General features: G+C 65.8%; 28 protein-coding genes. All 28 read left to right on the top strand.

The features are described 5' to 3' along the window. Positions 1-7: 7 nt before the first annotated feature. The 28 genes from fusA to infA all read left to right on the top strand — a co-directional run bounded on the left by fusA (position 8) and on the right by infA (position 18,885). Positions 8-2,137, top strand: coding sequence for an elongation factor G (gene fusA / locus OG985_RS19950; protein WP_371669692.1), 2,130 nt, complete (start codon positions 8-10; stop codon positions 2,135-2,137). A gap of 155 nt (positions 2,138-2,292) precedes the next feature. Continuing rightward, positions 2,293-3,486 carry an elongation factor Tu gene (gene tuf / locus OG985_RS19945; protein ID WP_371669691.1) on the top strand — a complete coding sequence of 398 codons (1,194 nt, stop codon included), beginning with the start codon at positions 2,293-2,295 and terminating at the stop codon, positions 3,484-3,486. Positions 3,487-3,816: 330 nt separating this feature from the next. Next, complete coding sequence (locus OG985_RS19940) at positions 3,817-5,028, top strand: acyltransferase family protein (protein ID WP_371669690.1); 1,212 nt, start codon at positions 3,817-3,819, stop codon at positions 5,026-5,028. A 472-nt stretch (positions 5,029-5,500) separates the two neighbouring features. Then, positions 5,501-5,809, top strand: coding sequence for a 30S ribosomal protein S10 (gene rpsJ / locus OG985_RS19935; RefSeq protein WP_003948644.1), 309 nt, complete (start codon positions 5,501-5,503; stop codon positions 5,807-5,809). A gap of 17 nt (positions 5,810-5,826) precedes the next feature. After that, entirely contained in the window at positions 5,827-6,471 is a 645-nt protein-coding gene (gene rplC / locus OG985_RS19930) for a 50S ribosomal protein L3 (RefSeq protein ID WP_371669689.1), read from the top strand. An 8-nt stretch (positions 6,472-6,479) separates the two neighbouring features. Continuing rightward, positions 6,480-7,136 carry a 50S ribosomal protein L4 gene (rplD, locus tag OG985_RS19925; RefSeq protein WP_371669688.1) on the top strand — a complete coding sequence of 219 codons (657 nt, stop codon included), beginning with the start codon at positions 6,480-6,482 and terminating at the stop codon, positions 7,134-7,136. Next, complete coding sequence (rplW, locus tag OG985_RS19920; protein WP_371669687.1) at positions 7,136-7,555, top strand: 50S ribosomal protein L23; 420 nt, start codon at positions 7,136-7,138, stop codon at positions 7,553-7,555. Before rplD ends, rplW begins: the two co-directional genes overlap by 1 nt. A 40-nt stretch (positions 7,556-7,595) precedes the next feature. Next, positions 7,596-8,432, top strand: a complete 837-nt coding sequence (gene rplB / locus OG985_RS19915) for a 50S ribosomal protein L2 (protein ID WP_371669686.1) — start codon at positions 7,596-7,598, stop codon at positions 8,430-8,432. Positions 8,433-8,444: 12 nt separating this feature from the next. Next, complete coding sequence (rpsS, locus tag OG985_RS19910; RefSeq protein ID WP_030619138.1) at positions 8,445-8,726, top strand: 30S ribosomal protein S19; 282 nt, start codon at positions 8,445-8,447, stop codon at positions 8,724-8,726. A gap of 42 nt (positions 8,727-8,768) precedes the next feature. Continuing rightward, a complete protein-coding gene (gene rplV / locus OG985_RS19905) occupies positions 8,769-9,116 on the top strand; it encodes a 50S ribosomal protein L22 (RefSeq protein WP_030619142.1) in 348 nt (115 codons plus the stop codon). Beyond that, positions 9,116-9,961, top strand: a complete 846-nt coding sequence (gene rpsC, locus OG985_RS19900; protein ID WP_371669685.1) for a 30S ribosomal protein S3 — start codon at positions 9,116-9,118, stop codon at positions 9,959-9,961. Before rplV ends, rpsC begins: the two co-directional genes overlap by 1 nt. Before the next feature lie 5 nt (positions 9,962-9,966). Continuing rightward, the gene (gene rplP, locus OG985_RS19895; protein WP_010986348.1) at positions 9,967-10,386 is read left to right on the top strand and encodes a 50S ribosomal protein L16; all 420 of its coding nucleotides are present in this window, start codon (positions 9,967-9,969) and stop codon (positions 10,384-10,386) included. Beyond that, positions 10,386-10,610, top strand: a complete 225-nt coding sequence (rpmC, locus tag OG985_RS19890; protein WP_003998824.1) for a 50S ribosomal protein L29 — start codon at positions 10,386-10,388, stop codon at positions 10,608-10,610. Before rplP ends, rpmC begins: the two co-directional genes overlap by 1 nt. Then, a complete protein-coding gene (gene rpsQ / locus OG985_RS19885) occupies positions 10,610-10,897 on the top strand; it encodes a 30S ribosomal protein S17 (RefSeq protein ID WP_057602880.1) in 288 nt (95 codons plus the stop codon). Before rpmC ends, rpsQ begins: the two co-directional genes overlap by 1 nt. Before the next feature lie 101 nt (positions 10,898-10,998). After that, positions 10,999-11,367, top strand: coding sequence for a 50S ribosomal protein L14 (gene rplN, locus OG985_RS19880; RefSeq protein ID WP_003998823.1), 369 nt, complete (start codon positions 10,999-11,001; stop codon positions 11,365-11,367). A gap of 2 nt (positions 11,368-11,369) precedes the next feature. Then, positions 11,370-11,693 carry a 50S ribosomal protein L24 gene (gene rplX, locus OG985_RS19875; protein WP_266519679.1) on the top strand — a complete coding sequence of 108 codons (324 nt, stop codon included), beginning with the start codon at positions 11,370-11,372 and terminating at the stop codon, positions 11,691-11,693. Further along, the gene (gene rplE / locus OG985_RS19870; RefSeq protein WP_003974255.1) at positions 11,693-12,250 is read left to right on the top strand and encodes a 50S ribosomal protein L5; all 558 of its coding nucleotides are present in this window, start codon (positions 11,693-11,695) and stop codon (positions 12,248-12,250) included. The genes rplX and rplE overlap by 1 nt, the downstream gene beginning before the upstream one ends. 5 nt (positions 12,251-12,255) lie before the next feature. Continuing rightward, complete coding sequence (locus tag OG985_RS19865) at positions 12,256-12,441, top strand: type Z 30S ribosomal protein S14 (protein WP_003948630.1); 186 nt, start codon at positions 12,256-12,258, stop codon at positions 12,439-12,441. Between the two features lie 213 nt (positions 12,442-12,654). Then, positions 12,655-13,053 (top strand): 30S ribosomal protein S8, encoded by a 399-nt coding sequence (rpsH, locus tag OG985_RS19860; protein ID WP_030380853.1) that lies wholly within the window; start codon positions 12,655-12,657, stop codon positions 13,051-13,053. Positions 13,054-13,077: 24 nt separating this feature from the next. Next, positions 13,078-13,617 (top strand): 50S ribosomal protein L6, encoded by a 540-nt coding sequence (gene rplF, locus OG985_RS19855; protein ID WP_371669684.1) that lies wholly within the window; start codon positions 13,078-13,080, stop codon positions 13,615-13,617. A 3-nt stretch (positions 13,618-13,620) separates the two neighbouring features. Further along, complete coding sequence (rplR, locus tag OG985_RS19850) at positions 13,621-14,004, top strand: 50S ribosomal protein L18 (RefSeq protein WP_020132625.1); 384 nt, start codon at positions 13,621-13,623, stop codon at positions 14,002-14,004. A 64-nt stretch (positions 14,005-14,068) separates the two neighbouring features. Continuing rightward, positions 14,069-14,674, top strand: a complete 606-nt coding sequence (gene rpsE / locus OG985_RS19845; RefSeq protein ID WP_371669683.1) for a 30S ribosomal protein S5 — start codon at positions 14,069-14,071, stop codon at positions 14,672-14,674. After that, on the top strand, positions 14,674-14,856 hold the full coding sequence (gene rpmD, locus OG985_RS19840) for a 50S ribosomal protein L30 (protein ID WP_055553514.1): 183 nt from the start codon (positions 14,674-14,676) through the stop codon (positions 14,854-14,856). Before rpsE ends, rpmD begins: the two co-directional genes overlap by 1 nt. A 2-nt stretch (positions 14,857-14,858) precedes the next feature. Then, positions 14,859-15,314 (top strand): 50S ribosomal protein L15, encoded by a 456-nt coding sequence (gene rplO, locus OG985_RS19835; protein ID WP_053746341.1) that lies wholly within the window; start codon positions 14,859-14,861, stop codon positions 15,312-15,314. A 248-nt stretch (positions 15,315-15,562) separates the two neighbouring features. Next, positions 15,563-16,876, top strand: coding sequence for a preprotein translocase subunit SecY (gene secY / locus OG985_RS19830; protein ID WP_371669682.1), 1,314 nt, complete (start codon positions 15,563-15,565; stop codon positions 16,874-16,876). Next, positions 16,876-17,538, top strand: coding sequence for an adenylate kinase (locus tag OG985_RS19825; protein ID WP_371669681.1), 663 nt, complete (start codon positions 16,876-16,878; stop codon positions 17,536-17,538). The genes secY and OG985_RS19825 overlap by 1 nt, the downstream gene beginning before the upstream one ends. A gap of 147 nt (positions 17,539-17,685) precedes the next feature. Further along, positions 17,686-18,522 (top strand): type I methionyl aminopeptidase, encoded by an 837-nt coding sequence (map, locus tag OG985_RS19820; protein ID WP_371669680.1) that lies wholly within the window; start codon positions 17,686-17,688, stop codon positions 18,520-18,522. Positions 18,523-18,663: 141 nt separating this feature from the next. Beyond that, the gene (gene infA, locus OG985_RS19815) at positions 18,664-18,885 is read left to right on the top strand and encodes a translation initiation factor IF-1 (protein WP_003948620.1); all 222 of its coding nucleotides are present in this window, start codon (positions 18,664-18,666) and stop codon (positions 18,883-18,885) included. Positions 18,886-18,928 lie beyond the last annotated feature (43 nt).

Raw genomic sequence — 18,928 nt, 5'->3', positions numbered from 1 at the left:
AAGCCTTATGGCTACCACTTCACTTGACCTGGCCAGGGTCCGCAACATCGGGATCATGGCCCACATCGACGCGGGCAAGACGACCACCACCGAGCGGATCCTCTTCTACACCGGCGTCAGCTACAAGATCGGTGAGGTCCACGACGGCGCCGCCACCATGGACTGGATGGAGCAGGAGCAGGAGCGTGGCATCACGATCACCTCTGCTGCCACCACCTGTCACTGGCCGCTCGATGACAACGACTACACCATCAACATCATCGACACCCCGGGTCACGTCGACTTCACCGTCGAGGTGGAGCGCTCGCTGCGCGTCCTCGACGGTGCCGTCACGGTGTTCGACGGTGTCGCCGGTGTCGAGCCGCAGTCCGAGACGGTGTGGCGTCAGGCCGACCGTTACGGCGTGCCGCGCATCTGCTTCGTCAACAAGCTCGACCGGACCGGCGCGGAGTTCCACCGCTGCGTGGACATGATCAAGGACCGGCTCGGTGCCGTTCCGATCATCATGCAGCTGCCGATCGGTGCCGAGATGGACTTCAAGGGCGTTGTGGACCTGGTCCGCATGAAGGCGCTCGTGTGGTCCGCCGAGGCGGCGAAGGGCGAGATGTACGACGTCGTCGACATCCCCGCCACGCACGCCGAGGCCGCCGAGGAGTACCGCGGCAAGCTGGTCGAGACCGTCGCCGAGAACGACGACGAGATCATGGAGCTGTTCCTGGAGGGCCAGGAGCCCACCGAGGAGCAGCTGTACGCCGCGATCCGTCGTGTCACCATCGCGTCCGGCAAGTCCGACGGCATCACGGTCACCCCGGTGTTCTGCGGTACCGCGTTCAAGAACAAGGGCGTCCAGCCCCTGCTCGACGCGGTCGTGCGCTACCTGCCGACCCCGCTCGACGTCGAGGCCATCGAGGGCCACGACGTCAAGGACCCCGAGGTCGTCGTCAAGCGCAAGCCGTCCGTGGACGAGCCGCTGTCCGCGCTGGCGTTCAAGATCATGAGCGACCCGCACCTGGGCAAGCTCACCTTCGTCCGGGTTTACTCGGGCCGCCTGGAGACCGGCACGGCCGTGCTGAACTCCGTCAAGGGCAAGAAGGAGCGCATCGGCAAGATCTACCGCATGCACGCGAACAAGCGTGAGGAGATCGAGGCGGTGGGCGCCGGCGACATCGTCGCCGTGATGGGTCTGAAGCAGACCACGACCGGTGAGACGCTCTGCGACGACAAGAGCCCGGTGATCCTGGAGTCCATGGACTTCCCGGCGCCGGTCATCCAGGTCGCGATCGAGCCCAAGTCCAAGGGTGACCAGGAGAAGCTGGGTGTCGCCATCCAGCGTCTCGCGGAGGAGGACCCCTCCTTCCACGTTCACTCGGACGAGGAGACCGGCCAGACCATCCTCGGCGGTATGGGCGAGCTGCACCTCGAGGTGCTGGTCGACCGTATGAAGCGCGAGTTCAGGGTCGAGGCCAACGTCGGTAAGCCGCAGGTCGCCTACCGCGAGACGATCCGCAAGGCCGTCGAGCGCGTGGACTACACCCACAAGAAGCAGACCGGTGGTACCGGTCAGTTCGCCAAGGTGCAGATCGCGATCGAGCCCATCACCGAGGCCGACGGTCCGGCGTACGAGTTCGTGAACAAGGTCACCGGTGGCCGTATCCCGCGGGAGTACATCCCCTCGGTGGACGCCGGTGCGCAGGAGGCCATGCAGTTCGGCATCCTCGCGGGCTACGAGATGACGGGCGTCCGCGTCACGCTTCTCGACGGTGGCTACCACGAGGTCGACTCCTCCGAGCTCGCGTTCAAGATCGCCGGCTCGCAGGCCTTCAAGGAGGCCGCGCGCAAGGCCAGCCCCGTGCTGCTCGAGCCGATGATGGCCGTCGAGGTCACCACGCCCGAGGACTACATGGGTGAGGTCATCGGCGACATCAACTCCCGCCGTGGCCAGATCCAGGCCATGGAGGAGCGGGCCGGTGCCCGCGTCGTGAAGGGCCTCGTGCCCCTCTCGGAGATGTTCGGCTACGTCGGAGACCTCCGCAGCAAGACCTCGGGTCGCGCAAGCTACTCGATGCAGTTCGACTCCTACGCCGAGGTTCCGCGGAACGTCGCCGAGGAGATCATCGCGAAGGCCAAGGGCGAGTAACGGACTCCGTTCACACGCTTTAGGCTTGACTCCGGAGCCTCAGGGGGCATTCCGCCGCAATCGTGGGGGAATGCCCGGGGGCCCGGGCTTTCCAGCAAAGATCACCTGGCGCCGTTGAAGCAAGGCGTACCAGAACCACTCCCAGGAGGACCCCAGTGGCGAAGGCGAAGTTCGAGCGGACTAAGCCGCACGTCAACATCGGCACCATCGGTCACATCGACCACGGTAAGACGACCCTCACGGCCGCCATTACCAAGGTGCTGCACGACGCGTACCCGGACATCAACGAGGCCTCGGCGTTCGACCAGATCGACAAGGCTCCTGAGGAGCGCCAGCGCGGTATCACCATCTCGATCGCGCACGTCGAGTACCAGACCGAGACGCGTCACTACGCCCACGTCGACTGCCCCGGTCACGCGGACTACATCAAGAACATGATCACGGGTGCGGCGCAGATGGACGGCGCCATCCTCGTTGTCGCCGCCACGGACGGCCCGATGCCGCAGACCAAGGAGCACGTGCTCCTGGCCCGCCAGGTCGGCGTTCCGTACATCGTTGTCGCCCTGAACAAGGCCGACATGGTGGACGACGAGGAGATCCTGGAGCTCGTCGAGCTCGAGGTCCGTGAGCTGCTCTCCGAGTACGAGTTCCCGGGCGACGACCTGCCGGTCGTCAAGGTCTCGGCGCTCAAGGCGCTCGAGGGTGACGCCGAGTGGGGCAAGACCGTCCTCGACCTGATGAAGGCCGTCGACGAGAACATCCCGCAGCCCGAGCGTGACGTCGACAAGCCGTTCCTCATGCCGATCGAGGACGTCTTCACGATCACCGGTCGTGGCACCGTCGTCACCGGTCGTATCGAGCGTGGTGTCCTCAAGGTCAACGAGACCGTCGACATCGTCGGCATCAAGACCGAGAAGACCACCACCACGGTCACCGGCATCGAGATGTTCCGCAAGCTGCTCGACGAGGGCCAGGCCGGTGAGAACGTCGGTCTGCTGCTTCGTGGCATCAAGCGCGAGGACGTCGAGCGCGGCCAGGTCATCATCAAGCCCGGCTCGGTCACCCCGCACACCTCGTTCGAGGCGCAGGCGTACATCCTGTCCAAGGACGAAGGCGGCCGTCACACGCCGTTCTTCAACAACTACCGCCCGCAGTTCTACTTCCGTACGACCGACGTGACCGGCGTCGTGACCCTCCCCGAGGGTACCGAGATGGTCATGCCGGGCGACAACACTGAGATGACCGTTGAGCTCATCCAGCCCGTCGCGATGGAAGAGGGCCTGAAGTTCGCCATCCGTGAGGGTGGCCGGACCGTGGGCGCCGGCCAGGTCACCAAGATCAACAAGTAGTCTTGTCGATCAGACCTGGTGGGTCCAGCGTGAGCTGAGCTCCTGAAGGGGCCCGTACGACTTCGGTCGTACGGGCCCCTTTGCCGTTCCCGGAGGACCCGCGCCCCGAAGCCCGCGTCCCCCAAGTCCTGTGCCCCGCCCGCCTGTTCCGGGTCAAGTGAAGTGTCGGGGAACTCTGCGGGACGCGTGGGCGAGAGGTGTCGCAACTCCGAGCGGCCCGCGTACGGAATGTGCCTGTCTGCTCCCTGTGGGCCGGTTGTGGCGGTCGTACCGTGAGCTGTCCGGCAGCTGTGGGGCCCGGAACTCGGTCGTGAGGATGGCTTGGTCGTGATGCGTGGCTCGCCCGGCGAATCGTCGACGTCCCTGCCGGTCGTGAGCCGGTTCCAGCAGCCGCTCCCCGCGCTCGCCGACCAGCCGACACGGCAACTGCGGACGGTACAGGCCGGCGGACCTGCCACCGCGGCCCCCCAGAGCCCCCGCCGACGGCCCCGGCTGTACGCCATCGACGGCATCCGGCTGATGGCCGCCCTGATGGTGGCCCTGCACCACTACGCCGGCACCCGCCGCGTCGACCAGCCGCACAACCTGGTCTGGGACCGGCCGGTGTCGGACATCATGCCGACGGTGTACCGCTTCGCCGCCTACGGCTGGATCGGCGTCGAGATCTTCTTCGTCATCAGCGGCTTCGTGATCTGCATGTCCTGCTGGGGCCGAAGCCCGCGCCAGTTCTTCGTCTCCCGGGTCATCCGGCTCTACCCGGCGTACTGGTTCGCCACGGCCTTCACCACGGCCGTCCTGGTGGCCCTGCCGGGCGTGTGGGACCGGCTGAGGCTGCGGGACGTCCTGCTCAACCTCACGATGCTGCAGACCGGCTCAGGGGTGCGGAACGTCGACGGCGTCTACTGGACCCTCTGGTCGGAGCTGCGCTTCTACCTGCTCTTCCTGGCCGTCGTCGCCACCGGCCTGACGTACCGCAAGGTGGTCGTCTTCTGCTGCGTGTGGGGCACCGCCGCCATGCTCGCCCCGGTCTCGGGCTTCCCCCTGCTGGAGCTGGTCGCGAACCCTGACGGAGCCTGGTACTTCATCGCCGGGCTGGCCCTCTACCTCATGCACCGGTTCGGCCAGGACCTCCTGTTGTGGGGCATCCTCGCCATGGCGTGGCTGATGGGCCAGCGGGAGCTGGGGCGACGGATCGACGAGGTCGAACACGTCTCCGGCTGGCGCGGCAGCGTGCTGATCTTCACCGTGTTCCTGCTCGTCATGGTCGCCGTCGCGCTGGGTGCGACGGACCGCGTGCGCGGGAAGTGGCTGGTCACGGCCGGCAGCCTGACCTACCCGCTGTATCTCGTCCACTACGCGGCCGGTACGACCGTGATCAACCGCCTGCGTGACACCATGGACGCCCGGCTGCTGGTCGCAACGGTGATCGCCGGCTTCCTGGCCCTGGGCTGGCTGGTCCACCGTTTCGTGGAGCGGCCGGTGGCGAGGCTGCTGAAGCGGGGCCTGGACACGTCCTTCGCCCGCCTGCGGAACGCGGGGTAGCGGACCGGTGGGCGACGCCCGAGAGCGCGTACGACCGCTCTTGGTTTGACCTTCGTCACCTTCGGGGTATTGTCTCCGGCCCGATTGGCCAGGCCCCTGCCCCATATGGCAGACTGTCGGAGTTGCTCGGTCGAGCGTTGATGCTGCGCGCCTCCCGCCGGGAGGACCGGAAGCGAGTCCCACAGTACTCGTCGTCCCAACTGCCCTCAGGCAGCGCTGGGACGGACGTACGGGAATCTTTCGGGAAGTGTCAGTGCAGCGCCGGCCAGGCACCCGGTGGGCCACGCGTAAGCATGTCAAGTGCTGCGCCCCCGGCTTGCGGTTCCGGAAGGGCCGTGCTTCCCAGCAAGGGATGTCTCCTAGGGGACATCTGTGTTGGTGAATGCGCGACACACCCGACCGCGTGGGTCGGACAAAGGGTACGGAACACCGGGTTCCAGAGCGTTACGAGAGACAGGACTACTGAGTAGCCATGGCGGGACAGAAGATCCGCATCCGGCTCAAGGCCTACGACCACGAGGTCATCGACTCCTCGGCGAAGAAGATCGTCGAGACGGTGACGCGCACTGGTGCGTCGGTCGCGGGCCCGGTGCCGCTGCCCACTGAGAAGAACGTGTACTGCGTCATCAAGTCGCCGCACAAGTACAAGGACTCGCGCGAGCACTTCGAGATGCGCACGCACAAGCGCCTGATCGACATTCTCGACCCGACTCCCAAGACCGTTGACTCTCTGATGCGACTCGACCTCCCGGCCGGTGTCGACATCGAGATCAAGCTCTGAAGGCCGGTGATCTGAGAATGGCTAAGCAGATCAAGGGCATCCTGGGCGAGAAGCTCGGCATGACGCAGGTGTGGGACGAGAACAACCGTGTTGTTCCGGTCACCGTCGTCAAGGCCGGCCCCAACGTCGTCACCCAGGTCCGTACGAACGATGTCGACGGCTACGAGTCGGTCCAGATCGCCTTCGGCGAGATCGACCCGCGCAAGGTGAACAAGCCCCTCAAGGGTCACTTCGCCAAGGCCGACGTCACCCCCCGCCGTCACCTCGTCGAGATCCGTACCGCTGACGCCAGCGAGTACATCCTCGGCCAGGAGATCACCGCCGAGACCTTCGAGGCCGGCGTCAAGGTGGACGTGACCGGCAAGAGCAAGGGCAAGGGCTTCGCCGGTGTCATGAAGCGTCACAACTTCAAGGGCCTCGGCGCCGGCCACGGTGTCCAGCGCAAGCACCGCTCTCCCGGTTCCATCGGTGGCTGCGCCACCCCGGGCCGTGTGTTCAAGGGCGTCCGCATGGCGGGCCGCATGGGCAACGAGCGGGTCACCACCCAGAACCTGACCGTCCACGCCGTTGACGCGGAGAAGGGTCTGCTGCTCATCAAGGGCGCGATTCCTGGTCCGAACGGCGGCCTCGTCCTGGTCCGCACCGCGGCCAAGGGGGCCTGAGGTAACTGATGAGCACTGTTGACATCCTTTCGCCGGCAGGCGACAAGACCGGGACGGTCGAGCTCCCCGCGGAGATCTTCGACGTCGAGAAGATCAGCATCCCGCTGCTTCACCAGGTCGTCGTCGCCCAGCTGGCCGCTGCCCGCCAGGGCACGCACAAGACCAAGACCCGCGCCGAGGTCCGTGGTGGCGGTAGGAAGCCCTACCGTCAGAAGGGCACCGGCCGCGCCCGCCAGGGTTCGACCCGTGCGCCGCAGTTCGCCGGCGGTGGCGTCGTTCACGGCCCCACCCCGCGTGACTACTCGCAGCGGACCCCGAAGAAGATGAAGGCCGCGGCCCTGCGCCACGCCCTCACCGACCGGGCCCGCAACGCTCGTATCCACGTCGTCTCCGGCGTGATCGAGGGCGAGACCCCGTCCACGAAGGCCGCGAAGTCGCTGTTCGGCAAGATCTCGGAGCGCAAGAACCTGCTCCTGGTCATCGACCGCGCCGACGAGGCCGCGTGGCTGTCCGCCCGCAACCTGCCCCAGATCCACATCCTGGAGCCGGGCCAGCTGAACACGTACGACGTTCTCGTCTCGGACGACGTGGTCTTCACCCAGGCCGCTTTCGAGTCCTTCGTGTCTGGCCCCAAGGCCGCTGACACCGAAGGGAGCGAAGCCTGATGGCTACGCGTCACCCGAGCATCGCCTCGAAGGCCGCCAAGGCCAAGAAGGTCGCGCGCATCGCCAAGGCGAAGCGTCACGAGACCGAGGGCAAGAACACTGTCGCGACGCCGATCAGCAAGTCGTACACGGACCACCGTGACGTGCTGCTGAAGCCGGTCGTCTCCGAGAAGAGCTACGCGCTTCTCGACGACAACAAGTACACGTTCATCGTCGCCCCGGGCGCGAACAAGACCCAGATCAAGCAGGCCGTCCAGGCGGTCTTCTCGGTCAAGGTCACCGGGGTCAACACGATCAACCGCATCGGCAAGCGCAAGCGCACCAAGACCGGTTTCGGTCAGCGTGCCGCCACCAAGCGTGCGATCGTGACCCTCGCTGAGGGCGACCGTATCGACATCTTCGGCGGTCCGACCGCCTGACGGCGGTCCGGATCGTCCGATATCGGACGAGGACTGAGAAATGGGAATCCGCAAGTACAAGCCGACTACGCCGGGCCGTCGTGGCTCCAGCGTCGCCGACTTCGTCGAGGTCACGCGGTCCACGCCGGAGAAGTCGCTGGTTCGCCCGCTGCACAGCAAGGGCGGCCGTAACAATTCCGGTCGTGTGACCGTCCGCCACCAGGGTGGTGGCCACAAGCGCGCCTACCGCGTCATCGACTTCCGTCGTCATGACAAGGACGGCGTGCCGGCGAAGGTCGCGCACATCGAGTACGACCCCAACCGCACCGCGCGCATCGCGCTGCTGCACTACGTCGACGGCGAGAAGCGCTACATCCTCGCCCCGCGCAACCTGCAGCAGGGTGACCGCGTCGAGAACGGTCCCGGGGCCGACATCAAGCCGGGCAACAACCTGGCCCTCCGCAACATCCCGGTCGGTACCACGATCCACGCGATCGAGATCCGTCCCGGTGGCGGTGCCAAGTTCGCCCGCTCCGCCGGCGCCTCGGTGCAGCTGCTCGCGAAGGAGGGCACCATGGCCCACCTTCGTATGCCCTCCGGTGAGATCCGCCTGGTCGACCAGCGCTGCCGCGCCACGGTCGGCGAGGTCGGCAACGCCGAGCAGAGCAACATCAACTGGGGCAAGGCCGGACGCAAGCGCTGGCTCGGCGTCCGTCCGACCGTTCGCGGTGTGGCGATGAACCCGGTTGACCACCCGCACGGTGGTGGTGAGGGCAAGACCTCCGGTGGTCGCCACCCGGTCTCCCCGTGGGGTCAGAAGGAGGGTCGTACTCGTTCGCCGAAGAAGGCTTCGAACAAGTACATCGTCCGCCGCCGCAAGACGAACAAGAAGCGCTAGGAGCGGGTTTAGATGCCGCGCAGTCTCAAGAAGGGGCCCTTCGTCGACGACCACCTCATCAAGAAGGTGGACGTCCAGAACGAAGCGGGTTCCAAGAACGTCATCAAGACCTGGTCCCGTCGCTCGATGATCGTCCCGGCCATGCTGGGCCACACGATCGCGGTGCACAACGGCAAGACCCACATTCCGGTGTTTGTCACCGAGTCGATGGTCGGCCACAAGCTCGGCGAGTTCTCGCCGACGCGCACCTTCCGGGGTCACGTCAAGGACGACCGGAAGTCGAAGCGCCGCTAGTAGCGGGGTGGAATGACCATGACAGACACTGGAAGGACAACCATGGAAGCCAGGGCCCAGGCGCGGTACATCCGCGTCACGCCCATGAAGGCCCGCCGAGTGGTGGACCTTATCCGTGGCATGGACGCCACGGAGGCTCAGGCGGTCCTGCGTTTCGCCCCGCAGGCCGCGAGCGTGCCGGTCGGCAAGGTGCTTGACAGCGCCATTGCCAACGCCGCACACAACTACGACCACACCGACGCCGACAGCCTTGTCATCTCCGAGGCGTACGTCGACGAGGGTCCGACCCTGAAGCGGTTCCGTCCGCGTGCCCAGGGCCGCGCCTACCGGATCCGCAAGCGGACCAGCCACATCACCGTGGTCGTCAGCAGCAAGGAAGGAACCCGGTAATGGGCCAGAAGGTTAACCCGCATGGGTTCCGGCTCGGCATCACCACGGACTTCAAGTCCCGCTGGTACGCCGACAAGCTGTACAAGGACTACGTCAAGGAAGACGTCGCCATCCGTCGGATGATGACGTCCGGCATGGAGCGCGCCGGTATCTCGAAGGTGGAGATCGAGCGCACCCGTGACCGCGTCCGTGTGGACATCCACACGGCCCGTCCGGGCATCGTCATCGGCCGCCGTGGCGCCGAGGCCGACCGCATCCGCGGTGACCTCGAGAAGCTCACGGGCAAGCAGGTCCAGCTGAACATCCTCGAGGTCAAGAGCCCCGAGACCGACGCTCAGCTGGTTGCCCAGGCCGTTGCCGAGCAGCTCTCCTCCCGCGTCTCCTTCCGTCGTGCCATGCGCAAGAGCATGCAGGGCACGATGAAGGCCGGCGCCAAGGGCATCAAGATCCAGTGCGGTGGCCGCCTCGGTGGCGCCGAGATGTCCCGCTCGGAGTTCTACCGCGAGGGCCGTGTGCCCCTGCACACGCTCCGCGCGAACGTGGACTACGGCTTCTTCGAGGCCAAGACGACCTTCGGCCGTATCGGCGTGAAGGTCTGGATCTACAAGGGCGACGTCAAGAACATCGCCGAGGTCCGCGCCGAGAACGCCGCTGCCCGCGCCGGCAACCGCCCGGCCCGTGGTGGCAACGACCGCCCGGCCGGCCGCGGTGGCCGCGGTGGCGGCGAGCGTGGCGGTCGCGGTCGCAAGCCGCAGCAGCAGTCCGCGCCGGCTGCCGAGGCCCCCAAGGCCGAGGCTCCCGCCGCCGCTGCCGCTCCGGCTGAGAGCACCGGAACGGAGGCCTGACCGACATGCTGATCCCCCGTAGGGTCAAGCACCGCAAGCAGCACCACCCGAAGCGCCGTGGTCAGGCCAAGGGCGGTACGCAGGTTTCGTTCGGCGAGTACGGCATTCAGGCCCTCACGCCGGCGTACGTGACGAACCGCCAGATCGAGGCCGCTCGTATCGCGATGACCCGCCACATCAAGCGTGGCGGCAAGGTCTGGATCAACATCTACCCGGACCGCCCGCTGACCAAGAAGCCTGCCGAGACCCGCATGGGTTCCGGTAAGGGTTCGCCGGAGTGGTGGATCGCGAACGTTCACCCGGGCCGGGTCATGTTCGAACTGTCCTACCCGAACGAGAAGATCGCGCGTGAGGCCCTCACTCGTGCAGCCCACAAGCTGCCGATGAAGTGCCGGATCGTCAAGCGCGAGGCAGGTGAAGCGTGATGTCGGCCGGTACGAAGGCGTCAGAGCTGCGCGAGCTGGGTGACGAGGAGCTTCTCGCGAAGCTCCGCGAAGCCAAGGAAGAGCTGTTCAACCTCCGCTTCCAGGCGGCGACGGGGCAGCTCGAGAACCATGGCCGTCTGAAGGCGGTCCGCAAGGACATCGCGCGGATCTACACCCTGATGCGTGAGCGCGAGCTGGGCATCGAGACGGTGGAGAGCGCCTGATGAGCGAGAGCAACGTGACCGAGAACACCACTGAGGCGCGCGGATTCCGCAAGACCCGTGAGGGTCTCGTCGTCAGCGACAAGATGGACAAGACCGTCGTCGTCGCCGTCGAGGACCGCGTGAAGCACGCGCTGTACGGCAAGGTCATCCGCCGTACGAACAAGCTCAAGGCGCACGACGAGCAGAACGCCGCGGGTGTCGGCGACCGTGTCCTCCTCGCGGAGACCCGGCCGCTGTCCGCGACGAAGCGCTGGCGCGTCGTCGAGATCCTCGAGAAGGCCAAGTAATTCCTGCGGGGTCAACCCGGCAGGACAGTTCCGCCAGGCTCGGCAGGGGCCCTCGTCACTGAGGCCCCTGCCGGGAACCGGCAGACAAACAGGAGATAGACGTGATCCAGCAGGAGTCGCGACTGCGTGTCGCCGACAACACTGGTGCGAAGGAGATCCTTTGCATCCGTGTGCTCGGTGGCTCCGGTCGCCGCTACGCGGGCATCGGTGACGTCATCGTCGCCACCGTCAAGGACGCGATCCCCGGCGGCAACGTGAAGAAGGGTGACGTCGTCAAGGCGGTCATCGTTCGCACCGTCAAGGAGCGCCGTCGTCCGGACGGCTCGTACATCCGCTTCGACGAGAACGCCGCCGTCATTCTGAAGAACGACGGCGACCCTCGCGGCACCCGTATCTTCGGCCCCGTCGGCCGTGAGCTGCGCGAGAAGAAGTTCATGAAGATCATCTCGCTCGCGCCGGAGGTGCTGTAAGCATGAAGATCAAGAAGGGCGACCTGGTTCAGGTCATCACCGGTAAGGACAAGGGCAAGCAGGGCAAGGTCATCGCGGCCTTCCCCCGCGAGGACCGCGTCCTGGTCGAGGGTGTCAACCGGGTCAAGAAGCACACCAAGGCCGGCCCGACCGCCAGCGGTTCGCAGGCCGGCGGCATCGTCACGACCGAAGCCCCGATTCACGTGAGCAACGTTCAGCTCGTGGTGGAGAAGGACGGCAACAAGGTCGTCACGCGTGTCGGTTACCGCTTCGACGACGAGGGCAACAAGGTTCGCGTTGCCAAGCGGACGGGTGAGGACATCTGATGGCTACCACCACGACCCCGCGTCTCAAGACGAAGTACCGCGAGGAGATCGCGGGCAAGCTGCGTGAGGAGTTCTCCTACGAGAACGTCATGCAGATCCCCGGCCTCGTCAAGATCGTGGTCAACATGGGTGTGGGCGACGCCGCCCGCGACTCCAAGCTGATCGAGGGCGCCATCCGCGACCTCACCACGATCACCGGGCAGAAGCCGGCCGTCACCAAGGCCCGCAAGTCCATCGCGCAGTTCAAGCTGCGTGAGGGCCAGCCGATCGGTGCCCACGTCACACTCCGTGGCGACCGCATGTGGGAGTTCCTGGACCGCACCCTGTCGCTCGCGCTGCCGCGCATCCGCGACTTCCGTGGTCTGTCCCCCAAGCAGTTCGACGGCCGTGGCAACTACACCTTCGGTCTCACGGAGCAGGTCATGTTCCACGAGATCGACCAGGACAAGATCGACCGCACCCGGGGTATGGACATCACCGTGGTGACCACGGCGACCAACGACGCTGAGGGCCGCGCGCTCCTTCGTCACCTCGGCTTCCCCTTCAAGGAGGCGTGAACGAGATGGCGAAGAAGGCTCTGATCGCGAAGGCTGCTCGCAAGCCCAAGTTCGGCGTGCGTGGCTACACGCGCTGCCAGCGCTGCGGCCGTCCCCACTCCGTGTACCGCAAGTTCGGCCTGTGCCGCGTGTGCCTTCGTGAGATGGCTCACCGTGGCGAGCTGCCGGGCGTGACCAAGAGCTCCTGGTAATCCCCTAAATAAGGGATTGCAGGACTCTCGGTAAGCACTGGGCGTGTCAGGTGCCCACCTCTCCATGGCTTAGGCTTGGAGGGTTGGGCGCCTGATTGCCGCCCGTACGACTTACTACGCCGTAGGTCCACCGCGCCGCACCCGTCCCGTCTCGGATCGGGGAGAGGGATGGCGCACCAGGAAACCCCGGCGAGAGAGGCCGAAGGCCAATTCATGACCATGACTGATCCGATCGCAGACATGCTTACGCGTCTGCGCAACGCGAACTCGGCGTACCACGACTCCGTGGCTATGCCGGCATCGAAGATCAAGTCCCACATCGCGGAGATCCTCCAGCAGGAGGGCTTCATCACGGGCTGGAAGGTCGAGGACGCCGAGGTCGGCAAGAACCTCGTCCTCGAGCTGAAGTTCGGCCCGAACCGTGAGCGCTCCATCGCGGGCATCAAGCGGATCTCCAAGCCCGGTCTCCGGGTGTACGCGAAGTCCACCAACCTGCCCAAGGTGCTCGGCGGCCTCGGCGTGGCGATCATCTCCACGTCCCACGGGCTCCTCACCGACAAGCAGGCCGGCAAGAAGGGCGTAGGCGGAGAAGTTCTCGCCTACGTCTGGTAGCGGAAGGGAACGGAGGAAACAGCTATGTCGCGTATTGGCAAGCTCCCCATCACGGTTCCCGCCGGCGTGGACGTCACCATCGACGGCCGTACGGTTTCGGTCAAGGGTCCCAAGGGATCCCTGAGCCACACCGTTGCTGCGCCGATCGACATCGCCAAGGGTGAGGACGGCGTTCTCAACGTCACCCGCCCCAACGACGAGCGTCAGAACAAGGCCCTGCACGGCCTGTCCCGCACGCTGGTGGCGAACATGATCACCGGCGTGACCGAGGGTTACGTGAAGAAGCTCGAGATCAGCGGTGTCGGTTACCGCGTGGCGGCGAAGGGTTCGAACCTCGAGTTCGCGCTCGGCTACAGCCACTCGATCACCGTCGAGGCCCCCGAGGGCATCACCTTCAAGGTGGAGAACCCGACCCGCTTCTCGGTCGAGGGCATCGACAAGCAGAAGGTTGGCGAGGTTGCGGCCAACATCCGCAAGCTGCGCAAGCCCGACCCGTACAAGGCCAAGGGTGTCAAGTACGAGGGCGAAGTCATCCGCCGCAAGGTCGGAAAGGCGGGTAAGTAAGCCATGGCATACGGACAGAAGATCCTCAAGGGCGACGCTTACAAGCGTGCTGCGATCAAGCGTCGCCACATCCGGATCCGTAAGCACATCTCGGGTACGGCCGAGCGTCCGCGCCTGGTCGTGACGCGCTCCAACCGCCACATCGTGGCCCAGGTCATCGACGACATCAAGGGTCACACCCTGGCGTCGGCGTCGACCCTGGACACCACGATCCGCGGCGGCGAGGGCGACAAGTCCGCGCAGGCCAAGTCGGTCGGCGCCCTGGTCGCCGAGCGCGCCAAGGCCGCCGGTGTCGAGGCTGTCGTATTCGACCGTGGTGGCAACCAGTACGCCGGGCGCATCGCCGCCCTGGCGGACGCCGCCCGCGAAGCCGGACTCAAGTTCTGAGTCGCCCGTCGCGCTAGCGACTTAGGTCGCTGCGTAGCTAGCGGAAAAAGAGAGAGGTAATCCAATGGCTGGACCCCAGCGCCGCGGAAGCGGTGCCGGTGGCGGCGAGCGGCGGGACCGGAAGGGCCGTGACGGTGGCGCAGCTGCCGCCGAGAAGACCGCTTATGTTGAGCGCGTCGTCGCGATCAACCGCGTCGCCAAGGTTGTGAAGGGTGGTCGTCGCTTCAGCTTCACCGCGCTGGTCGTGGTGGGCGATGGTGACGGCACCGTCGGTGTCGGTTACGGCAAGGCCAAGGAGGTGCCGGCCGCCATCGCCAAGGGTGTTGAGGAGGCCAAGAAGCACTTCTTCAAGGTCCCCCGTATCCAGGGCACCATCCCGCACCCGATCACGGGTGAGAAGGCTGCCGGCGTCGTGCTGCTCAAGCCCGCGTCCCCCGGTACCGGCGTTATCGCCGGTGGCCCGGTGCGTGCCGTGCTCGAGTGCGCCGGTATCCACGACATCCTGTCGAAGTCGCTCGGCTCGTCGAACGCGATCAACATCGTGCACGCGACCGTGACGGCTCTGAAGGGCCTGCAGCGTCCCGAGGAGGTCGCGGCCCGCCGTGGCCTGCCCCTCGAGGACGTCGCTCCCGCGGCTCTGCTGCGTGCCCGTGCAGGGGCGGGTGCGTAATGGCTCGCCTCAAGGTCACGCAGACGAAGTCGTACATCGGCAGCAAGCAGAACCACCGTGACACCCTGCGCTCCCTTGGTCTCAAGGGCATCAACACGCAGGTCGTCAAGGAGGACCGCCCCGAGTTCCGCGGAATGGTTCACACCGTCCGCCACCTCGTGACGGTCGAGGAGGTCGACTGATCATGGCGGAGAACAACCCGCTCAAGATCCACAACCTCCGTCCCGCCCCGGGCGCCAAGACCGCCAAGACCCGTGTGGGTCGTGGTGAGGCGTCGAAGGGTAAGACGGCTGGTCGTGGTACCAAGGGCACGAAGGCCCGTTACCAGGTTCCGGAGCGCTTCGAGGGTGGCCAGATGCCCCTCCACATGCGTCTTCCGAAGCTCAAGGGCTTCAAGAACCCGTTCAAGACCGAGTTCCAGGTCGTGAACCTCGACAAGCTGGGCGCGCTGTACCCGGAGGGTGGCGAGGTCACCGTCGAGGGACTCGTCGCCAAGGGTGCCGTTCGCAAGAACAGCCTCGTCAAGGTGCTCGGCCAGGGCGAGATCTCCGTGGCGCTGCAGGTGACGGTCGACGCCGTCTCCGGCTCCGCCAAGGAGAAGATCACCGCCGCCGGCGGTACCGTCACCGAGCTCGTCTGAACACCACAGGCGTCTCGATGACTTGAGCGATCCCGACCGGGGATGCCCCACAAATGGGGTATCCCCGGTTGGTCGTTCCTAGGGTGGCAGTCTCGCCGGTAAGGTGACCTGCACTGCCTACTTTCACAGGTTGCTTCACATGGGGCACCCTGGGCGGCAGTCAACCGTTACGTATGTCGTCGTCGTTTCTATCGGACTCTCAAGACCGTCACCCTTGACGCAGTTGCGCGGGGGTCGCAGGAGGCACCGTGCTCACCGCGTTCGCCCGGGCGTTCAGGACGCCCGACCTGCGCAAGAAGCTGCTCTTCACGCTCGCCATCATCGTGGTGTACCGAGTCGGTACCCACGTTCCGATCCCGGGCGTCAACTACACGTCCGTCCAGCAGTGCGTGGACGAGGCCTCCGGCAACCAGGGCCTGTTCGGCCTGGTCAACATGTTCAGCGGCGGCGCGCTGCTGCAGATCACGATCTTCGCCCTCGGCATCATGCCGTACATCACGGCGAGCATCATCCTGCAGCTGCTGACCGTGGTGATCCCGCGTCTGGAGGCCCTCAAGAAGGAGGGCCAGGCCGGCACGTCGAAGATCACGCAGTACACCCGTTACCTGACGGTGGCGCTGGCCATCCTGCAGGGCACCGGCCTGGTGGCCACCGCCCGCAGCGGCGCCCTGTTCTCCGGCTGCACGGTCGCCTCGAGCATCGTCCCGGACCAGGCGATCTTCACCACCATCACGATGGTCATCTGCATGACCGCCGGTACGGCCGTCGTCATGTGGCTCGGTGAGCTCATCACCGACCGCGGCATCGGCAACGGCATGTCGATCCTCATGTTCATCTCGATCGCCGCGACCTTCCCGTCCGCGCTGTGGGCCATCAAGAAGCAGGGCACGCTGGCCGGCGGCTGGATCGAGTTCGGCACCGTGATCCTGGTGGGTCTGGTCATGGTCGGCCTGGTGGTCTTCGTGGAGCAGGCCCAGCGCCGCATTCCGGTGCAGTACGCGAAGCGGATGATCGGGCGCCGTTCGTACGGCGGTACCTCGACCTACATCCCGCTCAAGGTCAACCAGGCGGGTGTGATCCCCGTCATCTTCGCGTCGTCACTGCTCTACATCCCGGCACTGATCGCCCAGTTCTCCGGCAGCACCTCCGGCTGGAAGACCTGGATCGAGCAGAACCTGACCAAGGGTGACCACCCCATTTACATCAGCATGTACTTCTTGCTGATCGTTTTCTTCGCGTTCTTCTATGTGGCGATCTCCTTCAACCCCGAGGAAGTCGCCGACAACATGAAGAAGTATGGTGGCTTCATCCCGGGCATCCGGGCTGGCCGACCGACCGCTGAGTACCTTTCGTACGTGCTCAACCGGATCACCTGGCCGGGTTCGCTGTATCTGGGTCTGATCGCTCTTGTACCGACGATGGCGTTGGTTGGCTTCGGGGCAAGCCAGAACTTCCCGTTCGGTGGGACAAGCATCCTGATCATCGTGGGTGTCGGTCTCGAGACGGTGAAGCAAATCGAGAGCCAGCTCCAGCAGCGCAATTACGAAGGGTTCCTCCGCTGATGCGTATCGTCCTCGTCGGGCCGCCGGGCGCCGGTAAGGGAACGCAGGCCGCGTTCCTCGCCAAGAACCTGTCGATCCCGCACATCTCCACGGGCGACCTGTTCCGGGCCAACATCAGCAAGCAGACGGAACTCGGCAAGCTGGCGAAGTCCTACATGGACAAGGGCGAGCTGGTGCCGGACGAGGTCACCATCGCGATGGCCAAGGACCGCATGGAGGCCCCGGACGCCGAGAACGGCTTCCTGCTCGACGGCTTCCCGCGCAACGTCTCGCAGGCAGAGGCGCTGGACGAGATGCTGAAGTCCGAGGGCATGAAGCTGGACGCGGTGCTGGACCTCGAGGTCCCCGAGGACGAGGTCGTCAAGCGGATCGCCGGCCGGCGCATCTGCCGCAACGACTCGGCGCACGTCTTCCACGTGTCGTACAAGGCACCGAAGAAGGACGGCGTCTGCGACGTCTGCGGCGGCGAGCTCTACCAGCGGGACGACGACTCCGAGGAGACCGTCCGCACCCGGCTGGAGGTCTACCACACGCAGACCGAGCCGATCATCGACTACTACAAGGCCCAGGGTCTCGTGGTCACGATCTCGGCGCTCGGCAAGGTGGAGGATGTGACCGCTCGCGCCATGGAGGCGCTGAAGCGGGGCGAGGGCGACAAGTAGTCGTCGCACGGTTTTGGCCGCGGTCTCCTTCTCGAAGGGGGCCGCGGCTGCTGCGTGCGGGGGCCGGCCGGGCCGTGCGCGGGCCGTCAGCCCTTATCGTTGAAGGCGCTCGTACTCTTTCCCGGTCCAAGAAAGGCTTTCGCCGCCATGGTGCAGATCAAGTCCCCCGAGCAGATCGCCAAGATGCGTGAGGCGGGGCTGGTCGTTGCCGCCATTCACGCGGCGACCCGTGAGGCCGCCGTGCCCGGGGCCACGACGCGGGATCTGGACCAGGTCGCGCGCAAGGTGCTGGCCGAGCACGAGGCCAAGCCGAACTTCCTCGGCTACGGCGGTTTCCCCGCGACGATCTGCACCTCCGTGAACGAGGTCGTCGTCCACGGCATCCCGTCCGACGAGGTCGTCCTCAAGGACGGGGACGTCATCTCCATCGACTGCGGCGCGATCATCGACGGCTGGCACGGCGACGCCGCCTACACGGCGTTCGTGGGCTCCGGCCACGCACCGGAACTGATCGAGCTGTCCCGGGTCACCGAGGAGTCGATGTGGGCCGGCATCGCCGCGATGAAGCTCGGCAACCGGCTGGTCGACGTCTCCCGTGCCATCGAGACGTACATCCGCCGGCAGCCGAAGCCGGGCGGCGGCAAGTACGGGATCATCGAGGACTACGGCGGCCACGGCATCGGCACCGAGATGCACATGGACCCGCACCTGCTGAACTACGTGGAGAAGCGGCGCGGAAAGGGCCCGAAGCTGGTCCCCGGCTTCTGCCTGGCCATCGAGCCGATGGTCTCCCTGGGCACCCCGAAGACCAAGGTCCTGGAAGACGACTGGACGGTCATCACCACCGACGGCACCTGGTCCTCGCACTGGGAGCACTCCGTCGCCCTGACGGAGGAGGGCCCGCTGGTCCTGACCGCCCCGGACGGCGGCAGGGCGAAGCTGGCGGAGCTGGGTATCACGGCCGCGCCGGATCCCCTCGCTTAAAGACCTTCGGCCTGGGGCAGACTTTCTCGATTCGTCTTTCCGAGTGCCCTGACGTAGACTGACTCGTCGGCTCTCGTGCACCCGCATGCCTGCATGCGCTCGTACGGAGTCGATCAAGGTAGTCGATTCGAAGGGCGAAGCGTGGCCAAGAAGCAAGGTGCCATCGAGATCGAGGGCACTGTCGTCGAGTCTCTTCCGAACGCCATGTTCAAGGTAGAGCTCCAGAACGGCCACCAGGTCCTGGCGCACATCAGCGGCAAGATGCGTATGCACTACATCCGTATCCTCCCTGACGACCGGGTCGTGGTGGAGTTGTCTCCGTACGACCTGACGCGTGGCCGGATCGTCTACCGCTACAAGTAGATCTTGCCCATGTCCCGCATCAGCGGGGCTGCCGGCAACTGAC

The organism is Streptomyces sp. NBC_00289 (assembly GCF_041435115.1).
GTDB lineage: Bacteria > Actinomycetota > Actinomycetes > Streptomycetales > Streptomycetaceae > Streptomyces.
This window is presented reverse-complemented; position numbering and strand designations above follow the sequence as displayed.